The sequence below is a fragment of the Streptacidiphilus monticola genome, from assembly GCF_042658505.1.
GTDB lineage: Bacteria > Actinomycetota > Actinomycetes > Streptomycetales > Streptomycetaceae > Streptacidiphilus > Streptacidiphilus monticola.
On sequence record NZ_JBHSQJ010000083.1, the window covers coordinates 1 to 25,425 of the forward strand.

Genomic DNA, 25,425 nt, shown 5'->3' on the forward strand with positions numbered 1-25,425 from the left:
CGCCCTGAGAACTCGGGTGACGGCAAGATCCACTTTTGCCACAGGCAATTCGGCCATCATGTCGTACCATTCCTGCCAGGAAACGACTTCGGCCTGCGTGAGTTGCATTGGAACGATCCCACTTCCCAGCCTCGGGTCATTCCATGACATGCCGCCCATCAAGGGCTCATCAAAGTGGGTCCAGGTCTGAACAAGCTGCGCACGGTTTTCACGATCCACTGCAAGCATGAGGCTAAAGCGCAGTCGTGTTGCCGTCTCCTGCAACTCGCCAGGAACCAGCAGATCACTGGGCCAATCTACCGGCGCCCCTTCCATCGGGGAGACCAATTTCAACCTGTAGGGCAGCTTATACTCAAGGAGTACGTCGCCGTCGTAGTTGATCAGAGTTTCCTTGCCCGTGGAATCTGTGGTTGTCAATTTCCCCTTGAGCGACTCGGGAGCATGCTGGCGATCAGCATCGGTGATCGAGCGAACCAACCCCCTACCCCTGCCAACTTGAAGCTCGATACCTTCCGGCAGCAAGACGCCTGTGAAGGCCACGTGGGCATTGATTTCGCACGCCTTGCCAGCAAGTGCATCCCGAATCAGACGAAGCCCTTGGAGGGCCATCTCTGCAAGCGATGCTTGATTGACTTCCGCTCCCTTGAGTGAAACCCACGCCCAATTGAGCAAGAGGCTCGGCAACATCGAGAGCTGGAGCCCGCCACCATTTCCAGTGTTTCGATAAATAAGTGCCACGTGTCCTGTGGCCTCATTCATTGCCGAGAATGCCTTCTTGAGAACGGGATCCCTAAGGGCAGCTTCCGAAAATTCCTGGGCGCGCGGATGGCGGAATAGCATCATACTTACAGCAGTAGGAGTGAAAAGGTGCGCCATCGGAAGCGGGTCGGAGTCAGGGGGGAGCAGGAAAGCGGGGAAGGCGTCCAGCGCCAGGGAGACAAGCGCGCTTTCCACTTCGTCGTCACCCTGAGGCAGATTTTCAGGGCCAACCACGTGAAGTCGCACGGATCTCGCCACAGAAATTCCCTCGTCCCCAGCTTGGGTAAGCACTGCCGCCAGCGCCTCCCTAGATGGAGCTTCTCCAAATTGTCGGGAGAGCTGAACTCGCAGGCCCGAGAACTCGTTCACTGTTGCGGCTTGACGCTCACTCAGGGCCTTTTCACCCGAAATGAACAAAGGGAGTGCGGCGGGCTCGCAACCGAGCAAGTAGGCGAGCAATTCACCGCCAATCGCCTCATGCATCCACGCCAGGACCGAAAGGTCATCCGGGGTTTCGCTCGACTCCATAATCCCTCAAATCTGTGCCATGGCGTGAAGTTAAATGCCGAGTCCCGGCTCGCGACAGGGGAGCCAAGGCAGGATCGCGGTTATGTCTCTATATCCGACGATCTAATATGGAACGTCCGCGACGAGGTCGACGAGCCGATATCTAGTCCGAAGAGCCCGGGGACTCATGTCCGGAGGAGTCGTCTTGCCCTCGGCCGCTGGCTCGTCGCGTCTTAAACGCAGTGAACTGCGCTGACAGCACGTAGATGTAGTCGAGCAGAGCTTCAGCCAGCGCGAGCCCATCCGCAGCGTCCTCACGGCTCACCGAGGTGCCAGTGAAGTGCGCCCCTTCGTTTCCCAAGACTCGCAGCGCCTGTGCCCATTCAAACAGGCGGCCGTCGATCTTCTCCTCATTCTTCATCTGCTCAAGCATCTTGAACAACGGCTTCCTTGCCATGCCTTGCTCGAAGCACACCCCTTCGAGAGTGCGCCGAACCATGACCGCAGTAGCGGTGAAAGACTTGGCGGAGAAGCACCGCCGCGCTTCCTCATGCTCCTGGCGCAGCGCAGCTGGGATCTGGTAGCTCAAGGGTCGCTGCTGCCTGGGCCAAACAATGACTGGCTCGCCGTCCCAACCCAAGCCGTAGTCCTCTTCAGCGAGCAAGAACGGGTCGCCGCAGGTTCCGCAACGTGAGAGTTCCAACAGATAGGCCGGCTCGTTGATGCCTCCGCCCTGCGCCTCACTGGCAACTGTCGCCAATGTCGGCTTCTCGCAGTGCGGACACATGAGGGGGAAGGTGGCGCCGACTCGGCTCTGGCTGCTCATGAGCGTGCATGCTAGTCATGTCCGCAGGCACGCAGCAGGCGATCAGCGGATCTCCCCCGCGAGACACGGCGGGGTCGAGTCCTTGCCGTTAACTACCGCAGCCGTCGAGCGGCTTGGACGACACAGGTGAGGCTGGGCTTCTGGACTGGGTTTCGGAATCGAGCTAGCGCGCCCATCGGACACTCCTGCGACATGGCGTTCGAGCCATTTCCGTACACCGCCCGCTACATCCACAGGGGCAAACCCAGCCCTACCTCTTGCGCCCAAGCGTTGGCAAGCCGCCCGATGTGGTCCTGATGCTCTGCGATGGCCACCGATCGTCCACGGGGCGACCGCGGTGTCCCGACTCGTAATACTGGCGCTGGCGCACTTGCTCGATGCGGCTGAGCAGATGCATGGCCTGGCTCAACTTTGTGTGCCAGCGACGCTTCCATTCGGCCGACTCAGTGCCTTGGACGCCAATGCCCGTCTGCCCCTTCCCTACCCGCAGGGTTAACCGGGGCTGCTCCTTGGGGCCAGTGACCTTGACCCTGATCCCGCGATGCGCTTCCTTGGCCAGCAGGCGCCGCAGGAACGTCAAGTTGGGAGGAAGGTGCACTTCCAGGCGGCGACCGCCTGGAAGTGGGTTCACGGAGACCTCCGGCTCCGAGGACGCTTCGGCGAAGCGCACCCAAAGCACCAGCGAGGGCCACAAGGTGGTGGCACGCCGTCCATGCTCGCTTGTCGCCATAGAAGCATTGTGATCAGCCACTCTGATGCGGTCTAGTACCTGGGCTGCTGGCTCCCGCCGAGCGCTGATCCATGCGGCCGAGAGGACGCAGTTCGTCTTCCTGCGGCTGCCGCCCACTCGAAGGATGGCCCGGACAAGTTGTCTGGGTTCACATTCATCTCGCAGCACACCCTGGGTAAGCACGGACCGACAGGCAAGGTCTGTCGTCGGTACGGTGTGAAACGCCACTACTCAATGAGGGGCAACGCCAATGCGTGGTCTGAGCGATCACATGACTGTCGGCGAGCGGATCGCCTTCTATCGCAAGCGTCGTGGCTACACCCAAGAGGTGCTGGCCGGTCTGGTCGGGCGAAGTACCGACTGGCTCGCCAAGGCCGAGTCGGGGCGCCGGCAGCCGCCACGCATCGACATGCTCGCGGAACTCGCACGGATTCTCCGAGTTCCCCTCGGGGACCTGGTGGGGCAGCCAGCACTGCTGGAGGACGAGCGGGAGCAAGACGACGTACCGGCAGTGCGAGACGCCCTGATGAGCCCCCGCCGCCTGTCTCGTCTACTCTTTGGCGCTGACGCTGAGATTCAGGTCCCTACCCCGGCGCCCATCGCCGCCATGGTGGAACAGCGATGGAGCGACTATCAAGGTGGCCGTCTCGGCACTGTCGTGGCGGCACTTCCTGGATTGCTGCAAAGTGCACAGGAGTTGGAGGATCGCGGTTCCCGCAGTCCCGACGAGAGGCGGGACTGCTGGGCCGTCTCTGCACGGACGCACCACCTGGCAGCCACGACGCTCGCGAAGATCGGAGAATCCGATCTTTCGTGGCTGGCGGCCGAACGAGCCATGCGGGCAGCAGATGAATCGGAGGACCCGTTGGTCCTCGCTTCTGCGGCTCGCTCCGGAACACATGCGCTGCTCGCCAACGGTCGATATGACGCCGCCATGGAACTTGGGGAGATCACGGCCGCCTGGCTTTCGCAGAACATCAGCGAGAGTGACCCGGCTGCCCTGAGTCTTCTCGGGATGATCCACCTGCGTGCCGCGATTGCCGCCGCGCGTCGTCAGGATCGCAGTGTGGCATCAAGCTTGCTCAACCGGGCAGAGCAGCTTGCGGATCAGCTTGGTTCAGATGAGAACTTCTGGCAGACGGGCTTCGGCCCCACCAACGTGGTACTGCATCGAATCTCAGCGGAACTCGACCTCGACAACGTCTCGTACGTCGTGGCACATGGTGATGTGAACGTGGATCACATGCCCCCGGAGCGGGGGGTCTCCCATCGGATCGACTACGCCCGCGCGCTGTCGTTGGCGGGTCGGCGGGATGAGTCCTTCGCCGAACTCGCCAAGGCTGAGCGAGTATCGCCCCAGTTGGTGCGCAACAACCCGCGGGTTCGCGAGACTCTGCGGGACCTCATCAAGAACGCTCCGTCCACGGCTGGACGGTCGTCGGAGATCTTCAAAATGGCTCAACGATGCAGGGCGGTGCAGTGAGTACGGCAAAGCAGAAGACTCTGGGCGTCGTCGGGTGCGCTGTCGGTGGCCTTGAGGGGCTGCGTCGGGGCCTCGTGCAGCCCGCAATCACTCAGGGGTGGCAGGTCGCCGTGACGCTGACGCCGACAGCCGGACGCTGGCTACGGGAATCCGGGGAGGCGGCCCGCCTGGAAGCGCTAACCAAGTTTCCTGTGAGGGACGAACCCCGATTGCCGACCGAAGGCCGCCCGCACCCGCCCGTCGACTGCTTCATCCTTGCACCAGCCAGTGCGAACACCATCGCCAAGCTCGCCCTCGGCATCATGGACAACCAAGCGCTTACGCAGGTTGGGGAGGCTCTGGGAACGCTCGACACCCCAGTGATCATCTTTCCTCGGGTGAACGCCGCACATGCTCGACACCCGAGATGGCAAGGCCATCTCGATGCCCTAAGGGAATCCGGGGCGTGTCTGATCTATGGGCCGGAAGTTTGGCCGCTGTACGAGCCCCGCGAAGCGTCTCCAAAGAGGGAACTACCCTGGGCCGCGGCCCTCACCGCCGCGAACGCTGCCGTCTCATGACGGTCTATCAACTACCTTGACCTGCAAGGACAAAGGACCCGGACATAGTGTCCGGGTCCTTTGTCATGAGCAGCTTGATGCTGATGGGCATGGGGAAGCAGAACAGCTCAACGGCAGGAATGACGAGTATGAGCGCCGCCGAAGTGGCGCTCATCGCGGGCGCACTGCGAAGGCTCCACGTCGAGGCTCAACAGCTCGTTGCGCGGGCCGATGCCGTCACCGAGAAGGCTTTGCAGCGTCAGAGTCATCCACGAGACCTTCCAGACGCTCAAGGCGTCCGGCTAGGTCGCTGAGGGTCTGTCGGATGGCGGACAGCTCCGAAGCGAGAGCAGCGAAGGCCGGGCTAGCTCCACCCTCGTCACCGAGCGGAACAGCAGGGTCGCGAACGAACGTCCCGCGCCCCTGCTGCGAAAGGATCAGCCCTTCGTCGCGAAGCTGTCGGTAGGCGTTCTGCACCGTCATCAGGTGCACCTTGAGCTCCTTGGCGAGCTGACGCCCCGGGGTCAAGCGATCCCCGGGTCCGAGGATGCCCCGCTCAATGTCCTTGCGGATCTTCGATGCGATCTCTTCTGCCGTGGGCCGGCCCTCTGCGCTCTGCTGCATGCCTCCGAGCCTAGTGCTCTAGGTCATTCCGCCCCGACCGGCCGGGCCCTTGACATCTCCGGATTGACCTAGGTAACTTCATATCCGGCAAGAGACCTAGGTCAATCTCCGCTTGGGTCTTCTTGCCTAGATAACTCAAGAGCGTGATCCGCCACCGCAGTTCGGCCGTGACCACACCGGCCGAGGTGAGCGGAGACCAGTCGGCAGAGAAGGGGCTCATAACCCTGACACCTCGGTCCGCCCTTAAGACGGCAGGCCGTACATGGGACACGCAGCCGACTCAAAGAAACCCACGCGGCCGACCTTCTGCCGCGACGACCTCCGGGACGGGATCTCCCCGGAGCGAGCAGCCCGCGTGGATCGAGAACCCGGCGCGTCCCCGGAGCAGTCCGGCATCCGCATCACGGCGGAGACGCGCACCGCCGGCCCGCCGCGGGCCGGGACCACAACCCCCTTGAAGGGAGGCCCTGATGGGCCTGCGCAACCGCAACGGTGAGTCCGTCTACGTCGCCACGCTCACCCACTCCGATGGCTCCCCGTACCTGACCGAGGCCGACAAGCAGCTCCAGGCCGCCGGCGCGACCGGCGCGTTCAACGGCTCCCGCAACGTCTACGGCGAGTCCGGAGTTGCCGAGATCGCCGCCGCCGCGGCCAAGCACGGCCTGAACGTCAGCATCCGCCCCGCCGAGGACTGAACCCCTCAGCGCACTCCCGGAGCCCCTGGTGTCCGGCGCCCGCTCGCGGCGGGAGGTGCGCGCTCCCCACCCCACACTCGAACGGCTGCGGCCCCGGTGCTCGAACACCGGGGCCGCTCAGGGCCGTCGCCTTCCGAAGGGAACCACGACCCATGCGCACCATCGTCTCAGGCCAGCACGCCGCCAACTCGCTGGAGTTCGCGGAACTGGCCCTCGGCATCGACAACGAGCTGTTCACCGGCCCCGCCAGCGGCGAGAGCGACACCGAGCGCGCCGCCCGCCTGGACGCCGCCCGCGGCATCCTGGACGACCTGCGCCACGAAGACCCGGAGTTGGCCGCCTACGCCGCCCGCCTGCTCGACAGCGCCTCCCTCCGCCAGACCGTCTACCTCATCTCCGCCGTCCCGCGATCGGGCAAGACCTGGTCTGCGGCCACGCCGTGGTCCGGGTGGGCGGCGTGATGGCCCGCCACCGCACGCTGACCGCGATCCGCGCCCTGGCGTTGACCTCCGGGCAGCCGGACGGCGCGGGCCACGCCCTGAACCTCATCGTCGGCGGCGATGACCTGGCCGGGGCGGTGTGCCGGGCGGTGGACCCGGACGTGTTCTTCCCCGACCCGGACGACACCGAGGCCATCGACCTGGCCAAGGCCATCTGCGCCGCCTGCCCGGTCAAACTCGCTTGCCTGGAGCGGGCGTTGACCCGCTTCGAGCAGATCGGCGTCTTCGGTGGCACCACCGGCGCGGAGCGGGCGGCGCTGACGGGCCGCTCGAACCAGTGCGGCAGCCACGCCGGCTACTCCCGGCACCGCCGCTACGGCGAACCCCCCTGCACCGCCTGCCGCGAGGCATACAACGCCCGGCAGCGCGTCAACCTCACCGCCCTGCGCGACCGCCGGAAGGAGACCGCAGCATGAACCGCAACCTCAAGCTGCTCGGCTGGGCCGGCCTGCTGCTGGCCCTGGCCTTCCCGGCCGCCGCCGGCCACGTCCTGGCCTGGCTCACGGTCGTCACCGGGCTGCTGCTCGCACACCCCACCGCCGCCTGCACCGCGGGCGCGCTGGTGCTGCTGGCCCGCGCCCTCCCCAGGGTGCGCCGCCGCCTCACCCACGCCGCGGGCCGCCGCCTGGCCGCCCAACTCGCCCAGCACGTGGCCAAGTTCGCCCCTGCCTCTTCGACGTGATCCGGAGGTCACAGTGAGCATCACCGAACTGCGGCCCAACGGCCGCGCCGCGGGCAAGCCGTCCGCGAAGGAGAGTGCGGAGGCCGAGGCCCTGCGCGCCAAGACGCAGGCGACCAAGGCCGCGGCGGACATCGCCAACAAGGTCAAGGCCGCCAAGGCCGCAGCCGAGATCGCCAGGGGCGAGGCCGAGGCGGCGAAGATCCGCCAGGCCGCCGCCGACGAACAGCGCCAGGCCGAGCGGCAGCGCCGCGCTGAGCAGGCCGCCCGGGAGAAGGCGCAGGAGTCCGCTGCTCAGTGGCGCAGGGACGCGAAGGGCATCGCGATCATCTGCGTGCTGGTCTCGCTGCCGCTCCAGTTGATGGCGTTCTGGTCGCCTCGCGCGCCTTTCCTGATCTTCGCGCCGCTGGTGCTGGAGGGGCTGGCCTGGGCGCTGCTCAAGGGCGCGGAGGCCGCGATCGATGACCATCGGCCGTCGTGGCACTACCGGCTGCTGGCGGGTCTGGTGGCGCTGTTTGCCGCCTCGGTGAACTTCCTGCACGGCTCGCACGCCTTTGGCCTGGGCACCGGCCTGGGCGGGGCGTTCTGCTCGCTCGCGGGTCCGCTGGTGTGGGATCTGCACGAGCACGGCCGGATCCGTAAGCGCGACGGTCGCCCCACCCGCCGCGAGCGGAAGGCGGCAGCGAGGAAGGCCGCCGCCGAGGCAGCCGAGCAGGCCGCCGCGCAGGCGGAGGCCGAGGGTCGGCAGGCCGCGGTGCGGGAGCTGCGCTCGGTGCAGTGGCCGGACGTGTGGGAGCGCGCCGTCGCACTCGCTGCCGCCGTTGGTGAGCTGTTCCCGAGCGAGCCGACGTGGAAGCGCGCGTGGGACGACGTGCACGGCGCGCCGCTCGGTGACACCGCTGCTTCGATCGCCGCGAAGGTGGCCGCCAAGGCCGCGGCGAAGGACGCCGCCAAGGACGCTCCCGCAGGGGTCGTGGGCGGCGCAAACGCGCAGGTGGAATCCCATCTGCCCAAGGCCCGGATCACCCGGCCGAAGGGTGCGCCGGACGGCCGGCGTGCCAACACCGGAACCCCGCCGCGGCAGTCCGCGGCGACCTACCCGCGCTACTCCGTTGCCGCCCGCCGCGCGATGTCGCTGGCGGCCCGCGGCAGGCGCGCGAGCTGACCCCCAGGAACAGCGCCATTGCACCAGTGCGGGGTCGGGCCAACGCCCGCCAAGACGACGCCCGGCCCCGCTGCTCCACCCAACCCAACTGACTGGATTTGAGGAGCACGTTCAGCATGTCCGATGCACTGGTGAACCCCAACCCCGACCCCGAACCGGAGCCCGACACGGACGCCGTCGCCGCGGGTGAGGTCGTGGACCTGGACGCCCACCGCCAGCCGGTCGCGCCGTCCGACAACACCCCCGCCGCGGCGCTGCCGGTGGAGGTGGTTCCGGAGGACGACTCGGTCTATCTCCCGGACCCCGTTGAGGAGTTGGAGCAGTCGATCGCCCGGCCGGACATCGCCGGGGACCGACCGCTGCTGCCGCAGTGGATCCGCACCAAGGCCGGCCGCCAGACCAAGCGCCGCGCCATGACCAAGCAGGCCCGCCGCGCACTGCGGAAGTGGCTGGCACGGCAGCGCACCACCCGCGGCCACGCCGCCCAGGCATGGCGCGGCATACGCCGGTCCCATGACTGGATGGTCGGGTTCGAGGGCATCCACATCCAGGCCGCCAAGCACGAAGCCCACGTGGCCGTGCGCGAGGCCCGAGACCTGGCCCGCCGCGCCCGCTACACCTTCCTGCCCGGCGACCGCGCCCAGGCCCAAAAGCTCTCCGCCGCCGCCCAGGCCACCGCGCTGGCCGCGGTCGGCGCGCACAAGAAGGCCCGGGCCAACCGCCGCCGGATCCGCGCGCTGCGGTTCCTGGTCGCCTACGGCCTCCCCATCGCCCTGATCCTCGCGGCGTGGATCACCCACGGCATCCTGGGGCTGATCCTCAGCTTCGGCGTGGTGATGGCGGTGGAGGCGTTCATCGGCCGCAAACCGCACCGGGAGACGGTGTGGGACGTGGAGATCCGGTCCCTCTCGGAGGGGGACCCGATGACCGAGGGCATGCTGGACCGCGCGTTCAAGGCCGCCAAGGTCATCAGCGGCGACCAGCGGCTCACCTTCGTCACCCCGCCCACGATCGACCCCGCGGTACGCAACGCCTGGCACGCCGTCATCGACCTGCCCGACGTGACGGTGAAGAAGGCCCAGGATCGGGTGGACGAGCTGGCCGCGGCAATGGGCATCGACCGCACCAACGTCGACCTCAAGCAGGTCGGCTCCAACGGCCGCCGCCTCGCGCTGTGGGCGTGCGGGGACGACCCGTTCGCCGGCACCCGCCGCAACCCGCTGATCGGCACCGACAGCAAGGTCAACACCTGGCGGGACGGGTTCCCGCTCGCGTTCGACAAGCGCGGCAAGATCTGGCGGCCCACGCTGTCGGACTACTCGTTCCTGTTCGCCGGCGCGACCCGGTCCGGTAAGGGCATGGGCCTGGCCAACCTGCTGGCAGCGGCGATGCTGGACCCGCGGGTGCGGATCCGGCTGTTCGACGGCAAGGGCGCGGGTGAGTACGTGCCCTTCGCGCCGGTGCTGGCCACGTTCGTGCGCCGCAACCCCAAGCGGCTGGTCAAGTTCCTGCGGGTCCTCGCGCAGGAGATGAACCGCCGCACCGACATCCTGGTCGAACTCGGGCTGTCGAAGGCGAATGAGAAGCTGATCGACAAGCTGGGCGGCATCGAACTCGTGATCATTGACGAGTTGGCCACCTACACCGCGAAGAACGGCCCCGGCGGGAAGTACGCGGAGGAGATCACCGAGCTGCTGGCGCAGATCGCCGCCGTCGGGGCGGCCGTCGGCATCGTGCTCGCGCTGGCCACGCAGTACCCGGAGGCGGAGATCGTCACCCCGCGGCTTCGCGGCAACCTGATGGCCCGCATGGCCATGCGCGTGGAGTCCCCCGCCGCGTCGAACGTGGTGCTCGGGGACGGCATGGTCGGCCAGGGCTACGACGCCTCGAAGATCCCCAACGCCAAGACCTCCCGCGGCCGGGCCTGGCTGACCACCCCGGACACCGGGGTGATCGAGGTCCGCTCGCTTTTCATTGACGAGTCCACCGGGGAGATCCTGCCGCTGATCGAGACCGGGGTTCGGCTGCGGGAGGCGGAGGGGTGCCTGCCGGGTCAGTACGACGACCCGGTGGAGGCCGCGATGCTCGCCCAGACCGGTGTCTCCGCCGCCGCCGGCGGTGAGGACGGCCGCGGGACCGTGGTCCGCCGCACCGTCGTGGACCACCTGCTGACCGCCGCCCAGGATGCGGGCCGCGGGCAGATCACCAACGCCGAGGTTGCCGCCTACCTCGCCCAGGTCAACCCCGCCTACGTCCGCCAGCTCCGCGAGAGCGAGGCCAACTGGCTGGTGCGGGTGGGCAAGCAGCTCAAGGCCGAGCTGACCGACCTCGGGGTGGACCTCGCGCCGGCGCGGCTCACCGAGGCCGACGGCACCCGCCCCAACGGCTACACCACCGAGGCAATCAAGGCCGCCGTCCGCAAGCTCGACGGCGACTAATCCACCCCGTTGGCTGTCTACTCTGTCCTGGTTTGTTCCCATGACAGCGCCCTGACGGCCGCGCAAAGCCACAGGTCACAGCCCCGCGGGTCGTAGTCGGCCCCCTGACGCCCCCTGACGCCGGACCCCGAATCCGGCAGGGGGCGTCAGGGCAACGCCCGGATCCGTCACCCCTGTGACCTGCGGTTTCCCATGCCTGGCAGCCGGCTGTCAGGGCACCCCCGACCCGGCAAACCCACCCAATTCGGTCCTCGCCGAGGGGAGTTCGCACGTGCTGTTCACGATCTCCGCCGCGCTGCTGTTCGGTGTGATCCTTGCGATCATGCTGCGCTTCCGCGCCGTGACCGCCGGCGGCGCGACCGTCGCCGCGCTGTTCGGCTTCTACCTCGCCTCCACCGGCCTCGCTCCCGCCGTGAACCACACCGTCGTCAGCATCTTCCACGCCCTCGCCGGCGTGCACTGAACCGAGAGGCACCCGCGATGACCACGCCCACCAACGCGCCGCTGCTGACCGTCACCTACGACGCCGACGGCCGACCCTTCTACACCCCCGCCGCCGGGCAGGTTCCGGCGGTCTACCAGCCGCAGCCGGTCGCCGTGCCGATGGCCGCCGCGCCGGTCGTCTATCAGGCCGCGCCCGCATCGCAGTTGGCCCCGGCGCAGGGCTACCACGTGACCCGCGACCCGATCGCCGCTCGCCTCATCGCCGGCGGCATCGGGGTCGGCGCGGCCGGATTCGGCCTGTCCGTCTTCCTGTCCGCCCTCGCCGCCGCCACCACCGCGCTCGGGATCCTTGCCGGGATCCTCGCCTTGGTCTTCCTGCTGCGCTCCACCGGCAGCGGCGGGGGCCGCGGCGGCGCGGTGAACGTCCACGTCTCCAACCGGATGACCAACCGCAACCGCTGAGCTGGTCAGTTCTGCGGCGGCTCGAACCTCTCGAAGCCCCCCGCGGTTCGGATCACGAGGGTGATCTCTTCGCTTCCGAGCAGGTCCCGGAGATCATCGCCCGGGTCGCCGGGCAGCAGGATGGCCAGCCGCAGGTCATCGGGCGCGTTGATGTGGCGACGGTAGTCACGCAACTGGCCGATGGCCATGCGGACATCGCTGCGGCGTGCGGTCCCCTTGGCTTCGTAGAGGACGTTGTCCGTCACGTCGTACAGATCCGTCCGCAACGGCCCACGCACACCGGCCACGGTGATCTGATGTGCCCGCACCGTGTGCCCGAGTTCCTGGAGATGGGCCTTGTAAGCCGCCACCAACTGAGCCTCCCGGCGGCGGATCGTCCGCAGCCCTCCGGGAATGTTGGCGGTCGTCTCGTCCGTGGTGTGAGCCTCGGTCTCCACCTCCACGGCCCCGGGCTGCACCGGCACCGATCCGCCGGCGCCGTCCTCCGGCTCGTCGCTCAACTCCGGTTCCGTGACGTCCACTTCAACAGCCTGCGTCACGGTCGCCGGATGCACGGCGTCCTGTGCCTTGAACAGCGGCGGATAGTCCGCCGCCGGGTCCGGGCGCAACCGGAACACGATGACCTGCCGCAACTCCCCGTCGGCGCCCGCCGCGGTCCGCCGCTCGAACGGCTCCAGATCATCCACCACCATCTGACCGATGTAGCGCTGCTGCCGCGTCCCGGTGCGCCGACCGGTCACCGGGTGCGGCGCCCACCCGTCCGCCACGAACAGGTGCACCGTGCGGTCCGCTTCCTTGTGCCAGCGCAGCGACGCGTTTCCGCCGGTGAGCTGCTGGTCACCCTTCGGCCCCTCGCCGGTGTAGTAGTACAGCGGCCCGCGCTCGTCATCCTCCGCCTGGCCATCGAAGGTGTAGCCGTGCGCTTCCCCCGCGGACGGGTCGGAGTACACGAGCACCATCTTCGACTCCACGGCTGGCTCAATGCCGCCAAAGGTCGCACCCCCAAACGACTGCGCCACGTCCCTGCGCGTCGTCAGCAATCCCGGAACCAGCTCAAGCTCAAACGTCGGCATGCCCGGACTCTAACCGCCAACACCGACAACACCGGGCTCCACAGAAGGAGTTGAACGTGACCACCGCTCCCGAGCACCACCCGACTCCCCAGGACCTGGCCGCGCTGCTGGACCGCGCGGAGCGCGACATCGCCGCCCAGCGCCACGCCTACGGCACCGAGCTGGACGACGACACCGCCGCCCGCGCCGCGTGGAACACCTGGCGCACCCTGCGCGAGCTGGTCCCCGCCATCCGCGCCCTGCTCGACAGCCAGCCGACCCCGACCGGCCCCGCTGCCGCGGTCCGGCACCTGCGCGTGGTCCGTGAGGCCGCGTGATGGCCCGCACCGCGCGCCGGCACGTGGTCATGTGGTCCGGCGGCATCACCAGTTGGGCCGTCGCCCATCTGGTGGCCCAGCGGTACGGCACCGAGAACCTGACGCTGCTGTTCGCGGACACCCGCTACGAGGACGAAGACCTGTACCGGTGGAACCGCGAGGCCAGCGTCCAGATCGGCGTTCCGCTCACCGTGGTTGCGGATGGTCGCACCCCGTGGCAGGTCTTCCGGGACAAGCGCTACATCGGCAACACCCGGATCGCCCCCTGCTCGCAGTTGCTCAAGCAGGCCCCGTGCCGGGACTGGCTGATCGAGCACACCGACCCTGCCCACACGACGGTGTATGTGGGGATCGACTGGACTGAGACGCACCGGGTGCCGGCCATCGTGCGCAACTACCAGCCCTGGACCGCCGAAGCGCCGCTGACCGAACCCCCGTATCGGGACAAGGAGGAGTGGCTGGCCGAAGCCCGCACGCTGGGGCTGGCCCCGCCGCGGCTGTACGAACTCGGTTGGGTCCACAACAACTGCGGAGGCCGCTGCATCAAGGGCGGCCAGGCCCAGTGGGCGCACCTGCTCAAGGTCTTCCCCGACCGCTACGCCGAAGTGGAAGCCGAAGAGAACGACCTGCGCCGCACCCTCGGGGCCGATGTCGCGTTCCTGCGGGACCGCCGCGGCGGCACCACCAAACCGCTCCCGTTGACGGTGCTGCGCCGCCGCATCGAAGGCGGTGACACGAGCGTGGACACCGACGACTGGGGCGGCTGCGGCTGCCTCCCCGACCCCGAAATCACTGCGCCTCCGCCCGATCAGACGCAAACGTTCCAGCTCCAGGAAGCCCCGGACCAGATGCCCGGGGCTTTGCCGTATCTGGCCCCGGACCCGGCCGGCTATGCGCCGGCGCTGGACGGCGACGGCTTCGCCTGGCTTCGCCGGGTCCTGCCGCCGCCCGCCCCGCAGGGTTGCCCGCGCTGCGGCCAGCCGATGCGGCTGCCCGCCATCGCGCTGCTGTGGCAGTGCTCCCGCTGCGACATCCGACAGGAGGAAGCTGCGTGACCAGCCGAAATCCGAAGAAGACACCTGCGCCCGTGCCGCCGTCCGGCACCCCGCTCAAGTCGGCGGACGGCCGGGAGATGGACTGCGAACTCTGCGGCCAGCCGCGGCCCGTGCTGTTCCAGACCACCCCCGACACCCACGAGATTGAGCAGGCCGGCGAGATCGTGCCCGCTCGGGTGTGCCTGCGCTGCTGGTCCAAGCACCACCGCGAAGCGCTCGTCATCTGCCCGCACTGCGGCAACGAGGTGGAGGACGCGCTGTGGTGACCTTCAGCCGCAGCCACGCCGGCCACACCATGACCGTCCACGCCCCGCACGGGACACGGGACTTCGACCGGGCCGCGTTCGACGCCTTCGCCCGCACGGAGCCCGTGTTGGGGCTGGATGTGGAGGGCCGTGCGATCGTGGACGGCGGCCCCGGCCACTTCGGCCCGGACGCCGGCCTGCGACTGGTGCAGTTCGGCACCCCGACCACCGCGTGGGTGCTCAACCCGCTGATCCCGGAGCAGCGCGACGCCATCACGGCGACGCTGGCGGACCCGGGCCGGCACTTCACCACCCACACCAACTACGACGCCCTGGCCGTCTGGTCGGCGTTCGGCATCGCGCTGGGTCAGCGGATCGTGGACACGCACCTGCTGTCCAAGCTGATCAACCCGGACGAACGCGCAGGCCACGGCCTCAAGGAACTGTGTTCGCGGCATCTGGACTCCGGGCTTGCCGAAGCCCAGGCGGCACTCCACGCCCGGATGCGGGAGCTCGCGCCGGTCGGCCACCGCGCCGGCAACAACCCGATCGAATGGGGCTGGAACCACATCCCTGCGACCGATGAGGCGTATCTGGTCTACGCCGGCCTGGATGCGATCTACGTCCGCCGGCTGCTGCCGATCCTGCTCGCGCTGTGCGCGCCGTTCTCCCACCTGGTCCCCATGGAGCAGTGGTTGGGCGCGCAGGCCACCGGCATCACCGTCCGCGGCCTGCTGCTGGACCTGCCCTATACCGAGCGGCTGCTGACGGACATCCAAGGCGAGTTCGAGCAGGCCAGCGAGCTGATCCACGCGACGCTCGGGTTCCCCGGAGGCAGCCCGAAGTTCGCCTACTGGCTGGCCGAGCAGATCACCGGCACCGAACTGCCCCGCACCGAGGGCGGCCAGCCGCAGGTCACCGCCGATTCGCTGGACCTGCTCTGCGCCGAACTCGACGCCGGCACCGCCCAGATCACCGAGCAGGGCGCGGCCATGCTCGCCGCCCGCCGTCGCGTGGCGGCCCTGTCCAACTCCCGCACCAACCTCAGGGCGTTCGTGGCCGCCGCCGATGCGGGCGGGCGGGTGCACCCGCGGATCAACACGCTGCGGGCCAAGACGGGCCGCATGTCGATCACCGACCCGGCCCTGCAGACCCTCAAGAAGCACGACCCGCGCTTGCGGCACTGCTTCCGGGCGGAGGACGGCCACGTGCTGGTCGGCTGCGACTTCTCCGCCGTGGAGGTCCGCGTCGCCGCCGCCCTGAGCAGGGATTCGACGCTGATGCGGGTCATCGCGTCGGGAGCGGACATCCACGACTCCACCGCGGAGCTGATGTACGGCCCCGGGTTCACCAAGGAGCAGCGAACCCACTCCAAGCGGGCCACGTTCGGCACCATCTACGGCGGCGGCGCGAAGGCCCTCGCGTCACAGACCGGGGTGCCCATCTCGGTGGCGCGGCAGGTGATCCAGCGCTGGCAGCGCACCTATCCCGAGGTGATCCGCTTCGGGAAACGCATCGCAGACGCGCCGATCGTGGTGACCGGGTCGGGGCGGCGGATCCCTCCGGACCCCAAGCGCCGCTACGCGAACTCCAACTACGCGATCCAATCCACCGCCCGTGACCTGCTGGTGGCCGCGGTCTACGAACTGGCGACCGTGCACGGCCTGGCCGCGAACCTGTGGCTGTTCGTCCATGACGAAGTCATCGTCCAGGTCCCCGAGCACCAAGCCGAGAAGGTTCGTGACCTGCTCACCGAGGTCATGACCACCCGCTTCCGGGGCGTTCCGATCGCTGCGGAGGCCGAAATCTTCGGCACGCACTGGGGCCGACTCCCCGACCAGGAGCCGGACCGGTGACGGGGCAACTTCGGCTGCACGTACGCCCGGTCACCTTCGCGGTGGCCTGCGGGTTCGTAGACCGGGTCCATCGCCACCACCGCCGCCCGCAAGGCCACCAGTACTCCCTGGGCGCGGTCACCGCGGACGGCACCTTGGTCGGGGTGGCGATCGTCGGCCGCCCGGTCGCCCGACACTTCGACAACGGCCTGACCGTGGAGGTCACCCGCCTGGCCACCGACGGCACCGCCAACGCCTGCTCGCTGCTCTACGCAGCTGCATGGCGCACCGCCCGCGCCGCCGGCTACCAACGCGCCATCACCTACACCCAAGACGGCGAACCCGGCGTCAGCCTGCGCGCCGCGGGCTGGACCAAGGTCGCTGAACTGCCCGCTCGCCCAGGTTGGGACGCCCCTTCTCGTCCCCGAACGTCCCGGGGCACGGACAACATCCGCCGCGTCCTGTGGGAGATCACCACCCACGACGCGGCTGCCCTGCCCGACCTGCGTGACGAAACCCGTAACGAAACCCGGCCCCGCACACGCCCGCCCAGGCGATGCGTCTGCGGACAACCCATCAACTCGCCACCGACCGGGCGGCCGGCCCGCTACTGCTCCCCGGCCTGCCGCCAACGCGCCTACCGGCAACGCCAACAAGCCAACGCCACACCGCCCCGTTAAGGAGACCTGCTGTGCCCATCGGAGAGACCATCATCACCGTGGTCGGGAACCTGACCGCCGACCCCGAGCTGTCCGCCACGCAGGGCGGCGTCCCGCGCGTGGCGTTCACCGTCGCGTCCAACTCCCGGAACTGGGACCGGGACCGGGCCGAGTGGGGAGAGGGCCGCACTCTGTTCCTGCGCTGCACCGCCTTCCGCTGGCTCGCGGAGAACACCGCCCAGAGCCTGCACAAGGGCGACCGGGTCATCGTCACCGGCGCGCTGCGGCAGTGGGAATACACCAGCGCCGACCACGTCCAGCGCACCGGCTACGGCATCGACGTGGAGGACATCGCCGTCTCCCTGCGCTACGCCACGGCCACCGTGAAGCGCACCAACCGCAGCAGTGCGGACGCCCCGCCGACGGATGACCCGTGGGCCGCCTCGGCACCGCCGAAGGGCCGCCGCAGCAAGGCCAGCCAGCCCGTGGACGACCCGTGGGCCAGCACCGGGGCCGGGTTCTCGGACGAGCCGCCGTTCTAGGTGCGCCCTGGGGCAGCCGCCAAGCTTCCCGGCGCGCCGGCTGCCCCAGGCCCCTTGTCCGACCAGCGCATGGCAGAACAGGAGAACCCTCAGCATGCCCGAAGCCCCCGCCCGACCGCAGCAACCCGGCCGGTGGTGGGCCGCCGCCCGCGCCCATGCCCTCGCCGCGGCCACCCTGCACCACCTCGCCGTCTTCCCCCTCGCCCGCTCCAAGTTCCCCGCCATCGCCTCCGCCCACCCCGACGACAACCCGTGCACCGGCCAGTGCGGCCAGGTGGGCCACGGCGTCTACGACGCCAGCACGGACCCCGAGCGGGTGCGGGAGCTGTTCGCCGCCGCACCGTGGGCCGCCGGCTACGGCATCGCCTGCGGACGCACCCCGCACCACCTGTTCGGCCTGGACCTGGACCGCAAAGCCGGCGTGGACGGCGTCGCCAACTTCCGCGCCCTGGCCACCCGTTACGGCATCACGATGCCGCGCACGGCGCTGGTGGTCACCCAGTCCGGCGGCCTGCACGCCTGGCTGTCCGCCCCTCCGGATGTTGTAGTCCCGAACACGGCGTCCGTGCTTGCACAGGGTGTGGATACCCGCGGATCCGGCGGCTACCTGGTCGGCCCCGGCAGCCTCGGACCCCGAGGCCGCTACGCCTTCGCCCCCGGAAGCGGCCCCCAGCACATCGCCCCCGTCCCGCCCCGGCTGCTCGAACTCCTGACACCCCCTCACAAGCCCGCACAGGCACGCTCGAAGGGAATCAGGCCCGGGAGTTCGTCAGGAAGCCCTCAGCGCCGTCTGGACGCGCTTGTGCGGTTCGTCCGCGGCGACGCGTCCCCGGGACGCAACAACCGGCTCTACTGGGCCGCCCGGCAGGCGTTCGCCGCCGACGGAATCGACCCCGAGCAGGCCGCGGCGGACCTGCTCGCCGCCGGCCTGGCGATCGGCCTGGACGAACCCGAGGCCGCCCACGCCATCGCCAGCGCCCGCAAGGGCGCGGCCCGAGACCGACGAAAGGAGGTGACCCGGTGAGCGCGCAGGAGAAGGGACCATCCCAGGCGTCGCAGGTGGTGTCCCTGGCCAAGGCCGGATACACCCTGGTCATGTCCGAGGACGGCCGCCCCTACGGCGTGCGCCGCAACGGCCCCAACGTCGCCCTTCCTCTGCGCGGCAAGGCCGGGCTGCGGTCCCAGCTCGCCCGGCAGTTCGTGGAGGCCAACGGCGGCCAGGTCCCCTCCCAGTCCGCCCTCGCGGACGCCATGACCGTGCTCGAAGGCGTCGCCGGCGCGACCGACCCCGTCCCCGTGCACCTCCGCGTCGCCGGCGACTCCGAACAGGTCGTCATCGACCTCGGCACAGCGGACGGCCGCTGCGTCGTCGCCACCCCCGAGGGCTGGTCGGTGCAGGGGCGCTCCCCGGTGCTGTTCCGCCGCTCCGGGGCCATGTCCCCCATGCCCACCCCCGAGCACACCGGCGCGGACGGACTCGCCCTGCTCCGCGGCCTGTTGAACATGGACGACGGCGCGTTCCACCAGCTCGTGGCCTGGCTGGTCGCCGCCTGGATCCCGCACATCCCGCACCCGGTCCTCACGTTCAAGGGCGAGCAGGGCACCGGCAAGTCCAAGACCGCCCAGATGGTCATCAACCTCGTGGACCCCAGCGCGGCCACCAAGCGGTCGCAGCCGCGGGACGTGAAGACGTGGGCCACGCAGGCGTTCAACTCCTGGGCGCTGTGCCTGGACAACGTCTCCACCATCGCCCCGTGGTTCTCCGACACCCTGTGCAAGGCGGTCACCGGCGACGGCATCGTGGACCGCGCCCTCTACACCGACGACGACGTGGTCGTGCTCACCTTCCGCCGGGTCATCGCCATGACCACCATCGACGCCGGCGCGCTGGCCGGCGACCTGGCCGAACGGCTGATGATGCTCGAACTCCAGGTGATCCCCGAGGACCGGCGCCGCACAGAGGAGGAACTGGACGCCGCATACGACCAGGCCCGGCCCGCGATCCTGGCCGCGCTGTTCGACCTGCTGGCCGCCGTGCTGCGGGAATTGCCCTCCGTGCACCTGGAACGCATGCCCCGCATGGCCGACTTCGCCCGCGTCCTGGCCACCGTGGACCGCGTCCAGGGCTGGAACACCCTGGCCGACTACCTCAAGGCGTCCGAGTCCGTGGCGATCGAGGCCCTGGAGGCCGACCCGTTCGCCGCCGCCGTGGTCGCCTTCGTGGAGACGCACGGCGCGTTCTCCGGCACCGTCAGCCATCTGCTGACGCTGCTGCCGCCACCGGAGACGCACACCCCGAAGTGGCCCAAGACCTCCGCCAACGCCGGGTCGCTGCTGCGGCGGTTCGCGCCTGCGCTACGGGCCGCGGGGATCGCCTTCGAGGAAGGCCGGACCCTGGACCGGAACCGGGCGCGGTGCATCTGGCTGACCCCGTCTCCAGAGATTGCCCGTAAATCGCTGTCCGCACCGTCCGCGCTGTCCGCAAGCCCGGCTGACCTGCGCGAACCTGCGGACAGCGATTCGAGGGTCGCTGTCCGCACGCCGTCCAATCGCTGTCCGCAAACCCCGATTGCGGACAGCGAATCCGCATCTGCGGACAGCGACCCGAAATCGCTGTCCGCAGGAAACCCCAGCTCACACCCCGTTGCGGACAGCGCGGACGCTGCGGACAGCGATTTGCGGGCAATCTCTGGCTACCACCTGCGCTGCGCGGCCTGCGGACAGCCCATCGACCCCGAACTCACCGCCGCCGGACACCTCACCCACCCCGACTGCGCACCCAACTGAGTCCACCACCGAAGTCCCCGGGCAGGCCAAGTCCTGTCCGGGGACTCCCATTTCCGGAGGAGCCTGCCTTGAGCAAGTCCAGCGGCGCACCCCTCGACAAGCTCACCCTGGCCGAGGTCTGCGAGGAACTGCGGATCTCACGATCCACCTTCTACGACTGGCGCGCGAAGGGCCGCGCCCCGCGCTGCATCAAGCTCCCGAACGGCGACCTGCGGATCCGCAGGATCGACCTGGACAACTGGCTGGACGACCTGGAGGACGCCGCCTAATGACCGACCGGCTCAGCTACGACGTGAAGATCTGGAAGACGACCGTCTACGCCGGTAAGCGGGGCACCACCTACACAGTTCGATGGACTGTCGCGGGCGCATACTTCCCGAAGACCTTCGCCACTTCCGCGCTCGCCGAGAGCTTCCGATCGAAGCTCGTGACCGCAGCGGCCGACGGCAAAGGCTTCGACAGGGAGACCGGTCTCCCTGTATCGATGCGCACCGAACAGGCCTCCACCTCCTGGTACGACTTCGCAGTTGAGTACGTGGATGCTCGATGGGGTGACATGGCGGCCAACGGTCGGAAGAACGTTGCCCGCGTTCTGACCGCCGTCACCATGGCTACGCTCAAGGCGACACCACGAGTCCCGGAACTGGAAGTCCGTACAGCCCTGCGGGAGTTCGCCTTCAACTGCAACCGGCGGGCGGATGCACCCACCGAAGTACAGGCCATCCTCCGTTGGGTCCAGCGCAACAGCCAGCCGATGAGCCTGTGGGAGGACCCCCGGAGAGCGGACCAGGTGTGGCGCGATGTGACCACGCGCCTGGACGGGACGCGGGTCGCCGCCTCCAGCGTGAAACGCATCCGGCGCGCACTGAACCCTGTTCTGGAGTACGCAGTGCACAAGCAGGCGCTGCCGACGAATCCTCTGCCGAAGCAGAAGGCGGCAGCGCGTACCAAGCCCAACACGGCCATCGACAAGCGCTGTCTCATCAGTCTGGAGCACACCGCCCTGCTGCTCGACGCGATCTACCACCGACCGCGCGGCGGGCCGCGGTTGCACGCCTTCTTCGCGACCCTGCGGTACTGCGGCTTGCGGCCCGAGGAAGCCGTCGCCCTGCGCGTCAGTGACGTGACCCTTCCAGAAGAAGGGTGGGGTGAGCTGACCGTCCACCGGGCAACGCCCGAGGTGGGTAGGCAGTGGACCGACTCCGGAGAGATCCACGACAACCGTCCGCTGAAGGGCCGCGAGGCCGGGGACACCCGGCTGGTTCCGGTTCAGCCCGACCTCGTGAAGATCCTCCGTGCGCACATCGTCCGCGAGCGCTTGAAGCCGGGGGACATCTTGTTCAAGGGGGAATTCGGCGGGGTGCTCGCAGGGGTCGTGTTCCGGCGGGCCTGGAAGAGGGCCCGCGAGCAAGTCTTCGCCTCGCAGCCACACGTGCTCGCATCCCCGATGGGACGCCGGGTCTACGACAACCGGCACTCCTGTCTGACGGAGTGGCTGAACGGCGGCACGCCGCCGGCTCAGGTGGCCGAGTGGGCCGGAACGAGCGTGGCTCTGCTGCATTCGACGTACGCGCGGGTGGTCACCGGCCAGAAGGAGCGCGTTCTGGCCCAGCTTGCGGTGCCGGTGTGGGTGCCCGGCGCACCCGAGTAGCGCGGAAAACTTCGTCGCGTATTCGTCGGGGACACCCGCAAAAGGCCGCCTGCAGCCGGACGCCGTCGGACACTACCGCCTTCGATCGGTGGCGATCCGACGGCGTCCAAGCGGGGGTCCTATGGGCACTGACCTGGGACAACCACTGAACCAGAGGAGCGATTCAGCAAGTGCCCCCGGCAGGACTCGAACCTGCGACCAAGTGCTTAGAAGGCACCTGCTCTATCCGCTGAGCTACGGGGGCTGGGCCGGTAAGGAGCCCGGTCCTGCAGGCCGGGGGCACGGGGGTGCGTTGGGCCGAGGAGGTCCTGCCGTGGGACAGGATAGAGCGGGCTGGGCTCGCTACCTGGTGCTCATGGCGGGGCCGCACGGGCGATCCCTCCGGGAGAGCGGTCTGATAATCGCAGGTGGGGTGGCTCACGCGCAGCGGTCCTGAAGCACTGGGGGCGGGCTGTTGTCCAAGCGTTACTGCGCTGCTGCCCCAGCCGTTATGCCCCGCGCCGGGGGCGCCCGGTGCGGTCGGAAGGTGTTCGGGACATGCCCATACCGTGGCCGGAAAGTACACACGATCGGGTGGGGTCCCGTGAAGGCTTCGCAAAGGATGTACACACCCCCGATGTTGTTCACAGGTTCTCGGCCGGGGCTTCAAGCGGGGAGTGGCGCGCGGCAGAGTCTGGGGCGAGCGGCCGACGAGGGCGGAGCCAGAGCGGAGAGGGACTGCCGTGCTGATGAACTCGACGATGGTGACAGTGACCGGCACAGCGGTGACGGGGGTGCGCTACGCGCTGACGGTGACTGGGGTGCCGGTGGCGCACTTCCGCCTGGCGGCTCACGAGAGGCGCTTCGACCGGCAGCGGCAGGCGTGGGTCGAGGGGGAGCCCAGCTACTTCACCGTGTGGGCGTGGAAGTGGCTGGCCGAGAACATCCTCGGGTCGATCCTGCGCGGCGATCCGGTGCTGGTGGCCGGCCGGATGCGGGTGCGGGAGTGGGAGGTCGGCGAGGGCAAGCGCCGTGGCGTGGCGGCTGAGATCGAGGCGACGTCGATCGGACACGACCTGAGCCGGGGCACGACGGTCTTCCGACGTACCGTCAAAGGTCAGACGCCACGAAGGCCACTTCATCGGGCGAGGCTCGGACAGGTCGGCGGCGGTGAGGTCCGGGGAATCACGAGACCAGGCGAACTCGCCGGGGTCGGAACGCCCGTGGAGCCGGAGCCCCAGCAACCCGAGGAGGTTCTCGAGTTCCGTGAAGGGGAGGAGGGCCGACCGAGAGGAAAGGACGAGCTCCCGGGCTCGGGGCGGTGCGGTGCGGCCGCCATGGCGCCGGTCGGAGTTCCGTCCGAAGTCCCGTCGGAAGTCCCGTCGGAAGTCCCGTCGGAAGTTCCCTCCCGGGTTCGGGTCCGGAGTCCCTCCCCGGGCGAAGTTCGGGCCGACATCAGGCTCATGCCGACGGCGCATGACACATCGTCCCGGGCTGCCGCCCCGGCCGCACGCGGCCGGGCCCTGCGGCAAACCGCCGACGCCGGGTGAGCGGGCGGCCCGCACCCAGCAGAGCGTGCCGTGCCCCAGCGGACTCCCGCTGACCAGAGCAGACCGGACCGTGCGCGCGGGCGCGTGCGGGAGGGAGGCGGCCGGTGCGGCAGAATAGAAGGCTGTAACTGATATCAGGCTGTAGCCAAGCCCATCGACGATGCCGGACGGTTCATCTTGGCCGAGTACATCTACACCATGCGCAAGGCACGGAAGGCGCACGGCGACAAGGTCATCCTTGACGACGTGACGCTCAGCTTCCTGCCCGGTGCGAAGATCGGCGTCGTGGGGCCCAACGGCGCCGGTAAGTCGACCGTGCTGAAGATCATGGCCGGTCTGGAGCAGCCCTCCAACGGTGATGCCTTCCTCTCCCCCGGCTACACGGTCGGCATGCTGCTCCAGGAGCCCCCGCTCGACGAGTCGAAGACCGTGCTGGAGAACGTCCAGGACGGCGTGGCCGAGACCAAGAAGAAGCTCGACCGCTTCAACGAGATCGCCGAGCTGATGGCCACCGACTACTCGGACGCGCTGCTCGAGGAGATGGGCAAGCTCCAGGACGACCTGGACCACGCCAACGCGTGGGACCTGGACGCCCAGCTGGAGCAGGCCATGGACGCCCTCGGCTGCCCTCCCGGGGACTGGCCGGTCACCAACCTCTCCGGTGGTGAGAAGCGCCGGGTCGCGCTCTGCAAGCTGCTGCTCGAGGCCCCCGACCTGCTGCTGCTCGACGAGCCCACCAACCACCTGGACGCCGAGTCCGTGCAGTGGCTGGAGCAGCACCTGGAGAAGTACGCCGGCACCGTCGTCGCCGTCACCCACGACCGCTACTTCCTCGACAACGTCGCCCAGTGGATCCTGGAGCTCGACCGCGGCCGGGCCTACCCCTACGAGGGCAACTACTCCACCTACCTGGAGACCAAGCAGTCCCGCCTCAAGATCGAGGGGCAGAAGGACGCCAAGCGCGCCAAGCGCCTCAAGGAAGAGCTGGAGTGGGTCCGCTCTAACGCCAAGGGCCGCCAGGCCAAGTCGAAGGCGCGTCTGGCCCGCTACGAGGAGATGGCGGCCGAGGCCGAGAAGATGCGGAAGCTGGACTTCGAGGAGATCCAGATTCCGCCGGGCCCGCGTCTGGGCAACGTGGTCATCGAGGCCGAGCACCTCAACAAGGCCTTCGGTGAGAAGGTCCTGGTCGACGACCTGTCCTTCACCCTTCCGCGCAATGGCATCGTCGGTGTCATCGGCCCGAACGGCGCCGGCAAGACCACGCTGTTCAAGATGCTGCTCGGGCTGGAGAAGCCGGACAGCGGCAACGTGAAGATGGGCGACACGGTCAAGGTCTCCTACGTCGACCAGTCCCGCGCCAACATCGACCCGAACAAGACCCTGTGGGAGGTCGTGTCCGACGGCCTCGACTGGATCAACGTCGGCCAGGTGGAGATGCCGTCGCGAGCCTACGTCTCCGCGTTCGGTTTCAAGGGCCCGGACCAGCAGAAGCCGGCCGGCGTCCTCTCCGGCGGTGAGCGCAACCGGCTGAACCTGGCGCTGACGCTCAAGGAGGGCGGCAACCTGCTGCTCCTCGACGAGCCGACCAACGACCTGGACGTCGAGACGCTGAGCTCGCTGGAGAACGCCCTGCTGGAGTTCCCCGGCTGCGCCGTGGTGATCTCCCACGACCGGTGGTTCCTCGACCGTGTGGCCACGCACATCCTGGCCTACGAGGGCGACTCCAAGTGGTTCTGGTTCGAGGGCAACTTCGAGTCCTACGAGAAGAACAAGGTCGAGCGGCTGGGTGCCGACGCGGCGCGTCCGCACCGGGCCACGTACCGCAAGCTGACCCGCGACTGACACCCGAGGGCCCGGCCTGGCCTTGCGTCCGGCACCGGG

General features: G+C 68.8%; 26 protein-coding genes and 1 tRNA gene. 22 read left to right on the top strand and 5 right to left on the bottom strand.

From position 1 onward, the window contains the following. Both ACFP3V_RS19990 and ACFP3V_RS19995 read right to left on the bottom strand, forming a co-directional pair. Positions 1-1,287, bottom strand: a 1,287-nt coding sequence (locus ACFP3V_RS19990) for a hypothetical protein (protein WP_380585330.1), incomplete at its 3' end; no start/stop codon positions are given. A 142-nt stretch (positions 1,288-1,429) separates the two neighbouring features. Beyond that, on the bottom strand, positions 1,430-2,092 hold the full coding sequence (locus ACFP3V_RS19995) for a DUF4145 domain-containing protein (RefSeq protein WP_380585332.1): 663 nt from the start codon (positions 2,090-2,092) through the stop codon (positions 1,430-1,432). 980 nt (positions 2,093-3,072) lie between these two features. On the opposite strand from ACFP3V_RS19995, the gene ACFP3V_RS20000 reads away from it, so the two are divergent. Next, positions 3,073-4,305 (top strand): helix-turn-helix domain-containing protein, encoded by a 1,233-nt coding sequence (locus tag ACFP3V_RS20000; protein ID WP_380585334.1) that lies wholly within the window; start codon positions 3,073-3,075, stop codon positions 4,303-4,305. Continuing rightward, positions 4,287-4,865, top strand: a complete 579-nt coding sequence (locus ACFP3V_RS20005) for a flavoprotein (RefSeq protein WP_380585336.1) — start codon at positions 4,287-4,289, stop codon at positions 4,863-4,865. Before ACFP3V_RS20000 ends, ACFP3V_RS20005 begins: the two co-directional genes overlap by 19 nt. A gap of 216 nt (positions 4,866-5,081) precedes the next feature. On the opposite strand, the gene ACFP3V_RS20010 is transcribed toward ACFP3V_RS20005, so the two are convergent. Beyond that, complete coding sequence (locus tag ACFP3V_RS20010) at positions 5,082-5,468, bottom strand: GntR family transcriptional regulator (RefSeq protein ID WP_380585338.1); 387 nt, start codon at positions 5,466-5,468, stop codon at positions 5,082-5,084. A gap of 470 nt (positions 5,469-5,938) precedes the next feature. Between ACFP3V_RS20010 and ACFP3V_RS20015 the strand changes: the two genes are divergently transcribed. From ACFP3V_RS20015 to ACFP3V_RS20050, 8 genes are all read left to right on the top strand, one after another. Then, positions 5,939-6,163, top strand: a complete 225-nt coding sequence (locus ACFP3V_RS20015) for a hypothetical protein (protein ID WP_380585340.1) — start codon at positions 5,939-5,941, stop codon at positions 6,161-6,163. 152 nt (positions 6,164-6,315) lie between these two features. After that, entirely contained in the window at positions 6,316-6,624 is a 309-nt protein-coding gene (locus ACFP3V_RS20020) for a hypothetical protein (protein WP_380585342.1), read from the top strand. Beyond that, positions 6,624-7,079 (top strand): WhiB family transcriptional regulator, encoded by a 456-nt coding sequence (locus tag ACFP3V_RS20025; protein ID WP_380585344.1) that lies wholly within the window; start codon positions 6,624-6,626, stop codon positions 7,077-7,079. Before ACFP3V_RS20020 ends, ACFP3V_RS20025 begins: the two co-directional genes overlap by 1 nt. Continuing rightward, a complete protein-coding gene (locus ACFP3V_RS20030; protein ID WP_380585346.1) occupies positions 7,076-7,345 on the top strand; it encodes a hypothetical protein in 270 nt (89 codons plus the stop codon). Before ACFP3V_RS20025 ends, ACFP3V_RS20030 begins: the two co-directional genes overlap by 4 nt. Positions 7,346-7,358: 13 nt before the next feature. Further along, positions 7,359-8,507 carry a hypothetical protein gene (locus tag ACFP3V_RS20035; protein WP_380585347.1) on the top strand — a complete coding sequence of 383 codons (1,149 nt, stop codon included), beginning with the start codon at positions 7,359-7,361 and terminating at the stop codon, positions 8,505-8,507. Positions 8,508-8,623: 116 nt separating this feature from the next. Further along, positions 8,624-10,945, top strand: coding sequence for an FtsK/SpoIIIE domain-containing protein (locus ACFP3V_RS20040; RefSeq protein WP_380585349.1), 2,322 nt, complete (start codon positions 8,624-8,626; stop codon positions 10,943-10,945). 271 nt (positions 10,946-11,216) lie between these two features. Then, entirely contained in the window at positions 11,217-11,408 is a 192-nt protein-coding gene (locus tag ACFP3V_RS20045) for a hypothetical protein (protein ID WP_380585350.1), read from the top strand. Between the two features lie 17 nt (positions 11,409-11,425). Further along, positions 11,426-11,851 carry a hypothetical protein gene (locus ACFP3V_RS20050; protein WP_380585352.1) on the top strand — a complete coding sequence of 142 codons (426 nt, stop codon included), beginning with the start codon at positions 11,426-11,428 and terminating at the stop codon, positions 11,849-11,851. Between the two features lie 5 nt (positions 11,852-11,856). Here ACFP3V_RS20050 and ACFP3V_RS20055 read toward each other — a convergent pair whose 3' ends face one another. Beyond that, on the bottom strand, positions 11,857-12,924 hold the full coding sequence (locus ACFP3V_RS20055) for an SRA domain-containing endonuclease (protein WP_380585354.1): 1,068 nt from the start codon (positions 12,922-12,924) through the stop codon (positions 11,857-11,859). A gap of 56 nt (positions 12,925-12,980) precedes the next feature. On the opposite strand from ACFP3V_RS20055, the gene ACFP3V_RS20060 reads away from it, so the two are divergent. The 10 genes from ACFP3V_RS20060 (at position 12,981) to ACFP3V_RS20105 (ending at position 22,015) form a co-directional block, all read left to right on the top strand. Then, on the top strand, positions 12,981-13,241 hold the full coding sequence (locus tag ACFP3V_RS20060; RefSeq protein WP_380585356.1) for a hypothetical protein: 261 nt from the start codon (positions 12,981-12,983) through the stop codon (positions 13,239-13,241). Beyond that, entirely contained in the window at positions 13,241-14,296 is a 1,056-nt protein-coding gene (locus ACFP3V_RS20065) for a phosphoadenosine phosphosulfate reductase domain-containing protein (RefSeq protein ID WP_380585357.1), read from the top strand. Before ACFP3V_RS20060 ends, ACFP3V_RS20065 begins: the two co-directional genes overlap by 1 nt. Continuing rightward, positions 14,293-14,562, top strand: coding sequence for a hypothetical protein (locus tag ACFP3V_RS20070; RefSeq protein ID WP_380585359.1), 270 nt, complete (start codon positions 14,293-14,295; stop codon positions 14,560-14,562). The genes ACFP3V_RS20065 and ACFP3V_RS20070 overlap by 4 nt, the downstream gene beginning before the upstream one ends. Next, complete coding sequence (locus ACFP3V_RS20075; protein ID WP_380585361.1) at positions 14,556-16,397, top strand: DNA polymerase; 1,842 nt, start codon at positions 14,556-14,558, stop codon at positions 16,395-16,397. The genes ACFP3V_RS20070 and ACFP3V_RS20075 overlap by 7 nt, the downstream gene beginning before the upstream one ends. Continuing rightward, on the top strand, positions 16,394-17,056 hold the full coding sequence (locus ACFP3V_RS20080; protein WP_380585362.1) for an XF1762 family protein: 663 nt from the start codon (positions 16,394-16,396) through the stop codon (positions 17,054-17,056). The genes ACFP3V_RS20075 and ACFP3V_RS20080 overlap by 4 nt, the downstream gene beginning before the upstream one ends. An 11-nt stretch (positions 17,057-17,067) precedes the next feature. Further along, on the top strand, positions 17,068-17,577 hold the full coding sequence (ssb, locus tag ACFP3V_RS20085; RefSeq protein WP_380585364.1) for a single-stranded DNA-binding protein: 510 nt from the start codon (positions 17,068-17,070) through the stop codon (positions 17,575-17,577). Between the two features lie 94 nt (positions 17,578-17,671). Further along, on the top strand, positions 17,672-18,601 hold the full coding sequence (locus tag ACFP3V_RS20090) for a bifunctional DNA primase/polymerase (protein ID WP_380585366.1): 930 nt from the start codon (positions 17,672-17,674) through the stop codon (positions 18,599-18,601). Then, complete coding sequence (locus tag ACFP3V_RS20095) at positions 18,598-20,364, top strand: ATP-binding protein (protein ID WP_380585368.1); 1,767 nt, start codon at positions 18,598-18,600, stop codon at positions 20,362-20,364. The genes ACFP3V_RS20090 and ACFP3V_RS20095 overlap by 4 nt, the downstream gene beginning before the upstream one ends. 68 nt (positions 20,365-20,432) lie before the next feature. Continuing rightward, positions 20,433-20,633: a helix-turn-helix transcriptional regulator gene (locus ACFP3V_RS20100; protein WP_380585369.1), complete on the top strand. Its 201-nt coding sequence runs from the start codon at positions 20,433-20,435 to the stop codon at positions 20,631-20,633. Then, a complete protein-coding gene (locus ACFP3V_RS20105) occupies positions 20,633-22,015 on the top strand; it encodes a tyrosine-type recombinase/integrase (protein WP_380585371.1) in 1,383 nt (460 codons plus the stop codon). Before ACFP3V_RS20100 ends, ACFP3V_RS20105 begins: the two co-directional genes overlap by 1 nt. A gap of 171 nt (positions 22,016-22,186) precedes the next feature. Here the strand turns inward: ACFP3V_RS20105 and ACFP3V_RS20110 are convergent. Further along, a tRNA-Arg gene (locus ACFP3V_RS20110) sits at positions 22,187-22,259 on the bottom strand. A 484-nt stretch (positions 22,260-22,743) separates the two neighbouring features. On the opposite strand from ACFP3V_RS20110, the gene ACFP3V_RS20115 reads away from it, so the two are divergent. After that, positions 22,744-23,544, top strand: coding sequence for a single-stranded DNA-binding protein (locus tag ACFP3V_RS20115; protein ID WP_380585536.1), 801 nt, complete (start codon positions 22,744-22,746; stop codon positions 23,542-23,544). 177 nt (positions 23,545-23,721) lie between these two features. Further along, entirely contained in the window at positions 23,722-25,386 is a 1,665-nt protein-coding gene (gene ettA / locus ACFP3V_RS20120) for an energy-dependent translational throttle protein EttA (protein WP_380585373.1), read from the top strand. Positions 25,387-25,425: the final 39 nt, after the last annotated feature.

What these genes read in the sequence shown, in the direction of transcription:
- ACFP3V_RS20030 (WP_380585346.1), top strand. Translation starts at nt 7,076, where the DNA reads ATGAACCGCAACCTCAAGCTGCTCGGCTGGGCCGGCCTGCTGCTGGCC.
- ACFP3V_RS20050 (WP_380585352.1), top strand. Translation starts at nt 11,426, where the DNA reads ATGACCACGCCCACCAACGCGCCGCTGCTGACCGTCACCTACGACGCC.
- ACFP3V_RS20005 (WP_380585336.1), top strand. Translation starts at nt 4,287, where the DNA reads ATGCAGGGCGGTGCAGTGAGTACGGCAAAGCAGAAGACTCTGGGCGTC.
- ACFP3V_RS20020 (WP_380585342.1), top strand. Translation starts at nt 6,316, where the DNA reads ATGCGCACCATCGTCTCAGGCCAGCACGCCGCCAACTCGCTGGAGTTC.
- ACFP3V_RS20000 (WP_380585334.1), top strand. Translation starts at nt 3,073, where the DNA reads ATGCGTGGTCTGAGCGATCACATGACTGTCGGCGAGCGGATCGCCTTC.
- ACFP3V_RS20055 (WP_380585354.1), bottom strand. Translation starts at nt 12,924, where the DNA reads ATGCCGACGTTTGAGCTTGAGCTGGTTCCGGGATTGCTGACGACGCGC.
- ACFP3V_RS20090 (WP_380585366.1), top strand. Translation starts at nt 17,672, where the DNA reads ATGCCCGAAGCCCCCGCCCGACCGCAGCAACCCGGCCGGTGGTGGGCC.
- ACFP3V_RS20105 (WP_380585371.1), top strand. Translation starts at nt 20,633, where the DNA reads ATGACCGACCGGCTCAGCTACGACGTGAAGATCTGGAAGACGACCGTC.
- ACFP3V_RS20115 (WP_380585536.1), top strand. Translation starts at nt 22,744, where the DNA reads ATGAACTCGACGATGGTGACAGTGACCGGCACAGCGGTGACGGGGGTG.
- ACFP3V_RS20010 (WP_380585338.1), bottom strand. Translation starts at nt 5,468, where the DNA reads ATGCAGCAGAGCGCAGAGGGCCGGCCCACGGCAGAAGAGATCGCATCG.
- ACFP3V_RS20015 (WP_380585340.1), top strand. Translation starts at nt 5,939, where the DNA reads ATGGGCCTGCGCAACCGCAACGGTGAGTCCGTCTACGTCGCCACGCTC.
- ACFP3V_RS20025 (WP_380585344.1), top strand. Translation starts at nt 6,624, where the DNA reads ATGGCCCGCCACCGCACGCTGACCGCGATCCGCGCCCTGGCGTTGACC.
- ACFP3V_RS20065 (WP_380585357.1), top strand. Translation starts at nt 13,241, where the DNA reads ATGGCCCGCACCGCGCGCCGGCACGTGGTCATGTGGTCCGGCGGCATC.
- ACFP3V_RS20040 (WP_380585349.1), top strand. Translation starts at nt 8,624, where the DNA reads ATGTCCGATGCACTGGTGAACCCCAACCCCGACCCCGAACCGGAGCCC.
- ACFP3V_RS19995 (WP_380585332.1), bottom strand. Translation starts at nt 2,092, where the DNA reads ATGAGCAGCCAGAGCCGAGTCGGCGCCACCTTCCCCCTCATGTGTCCG.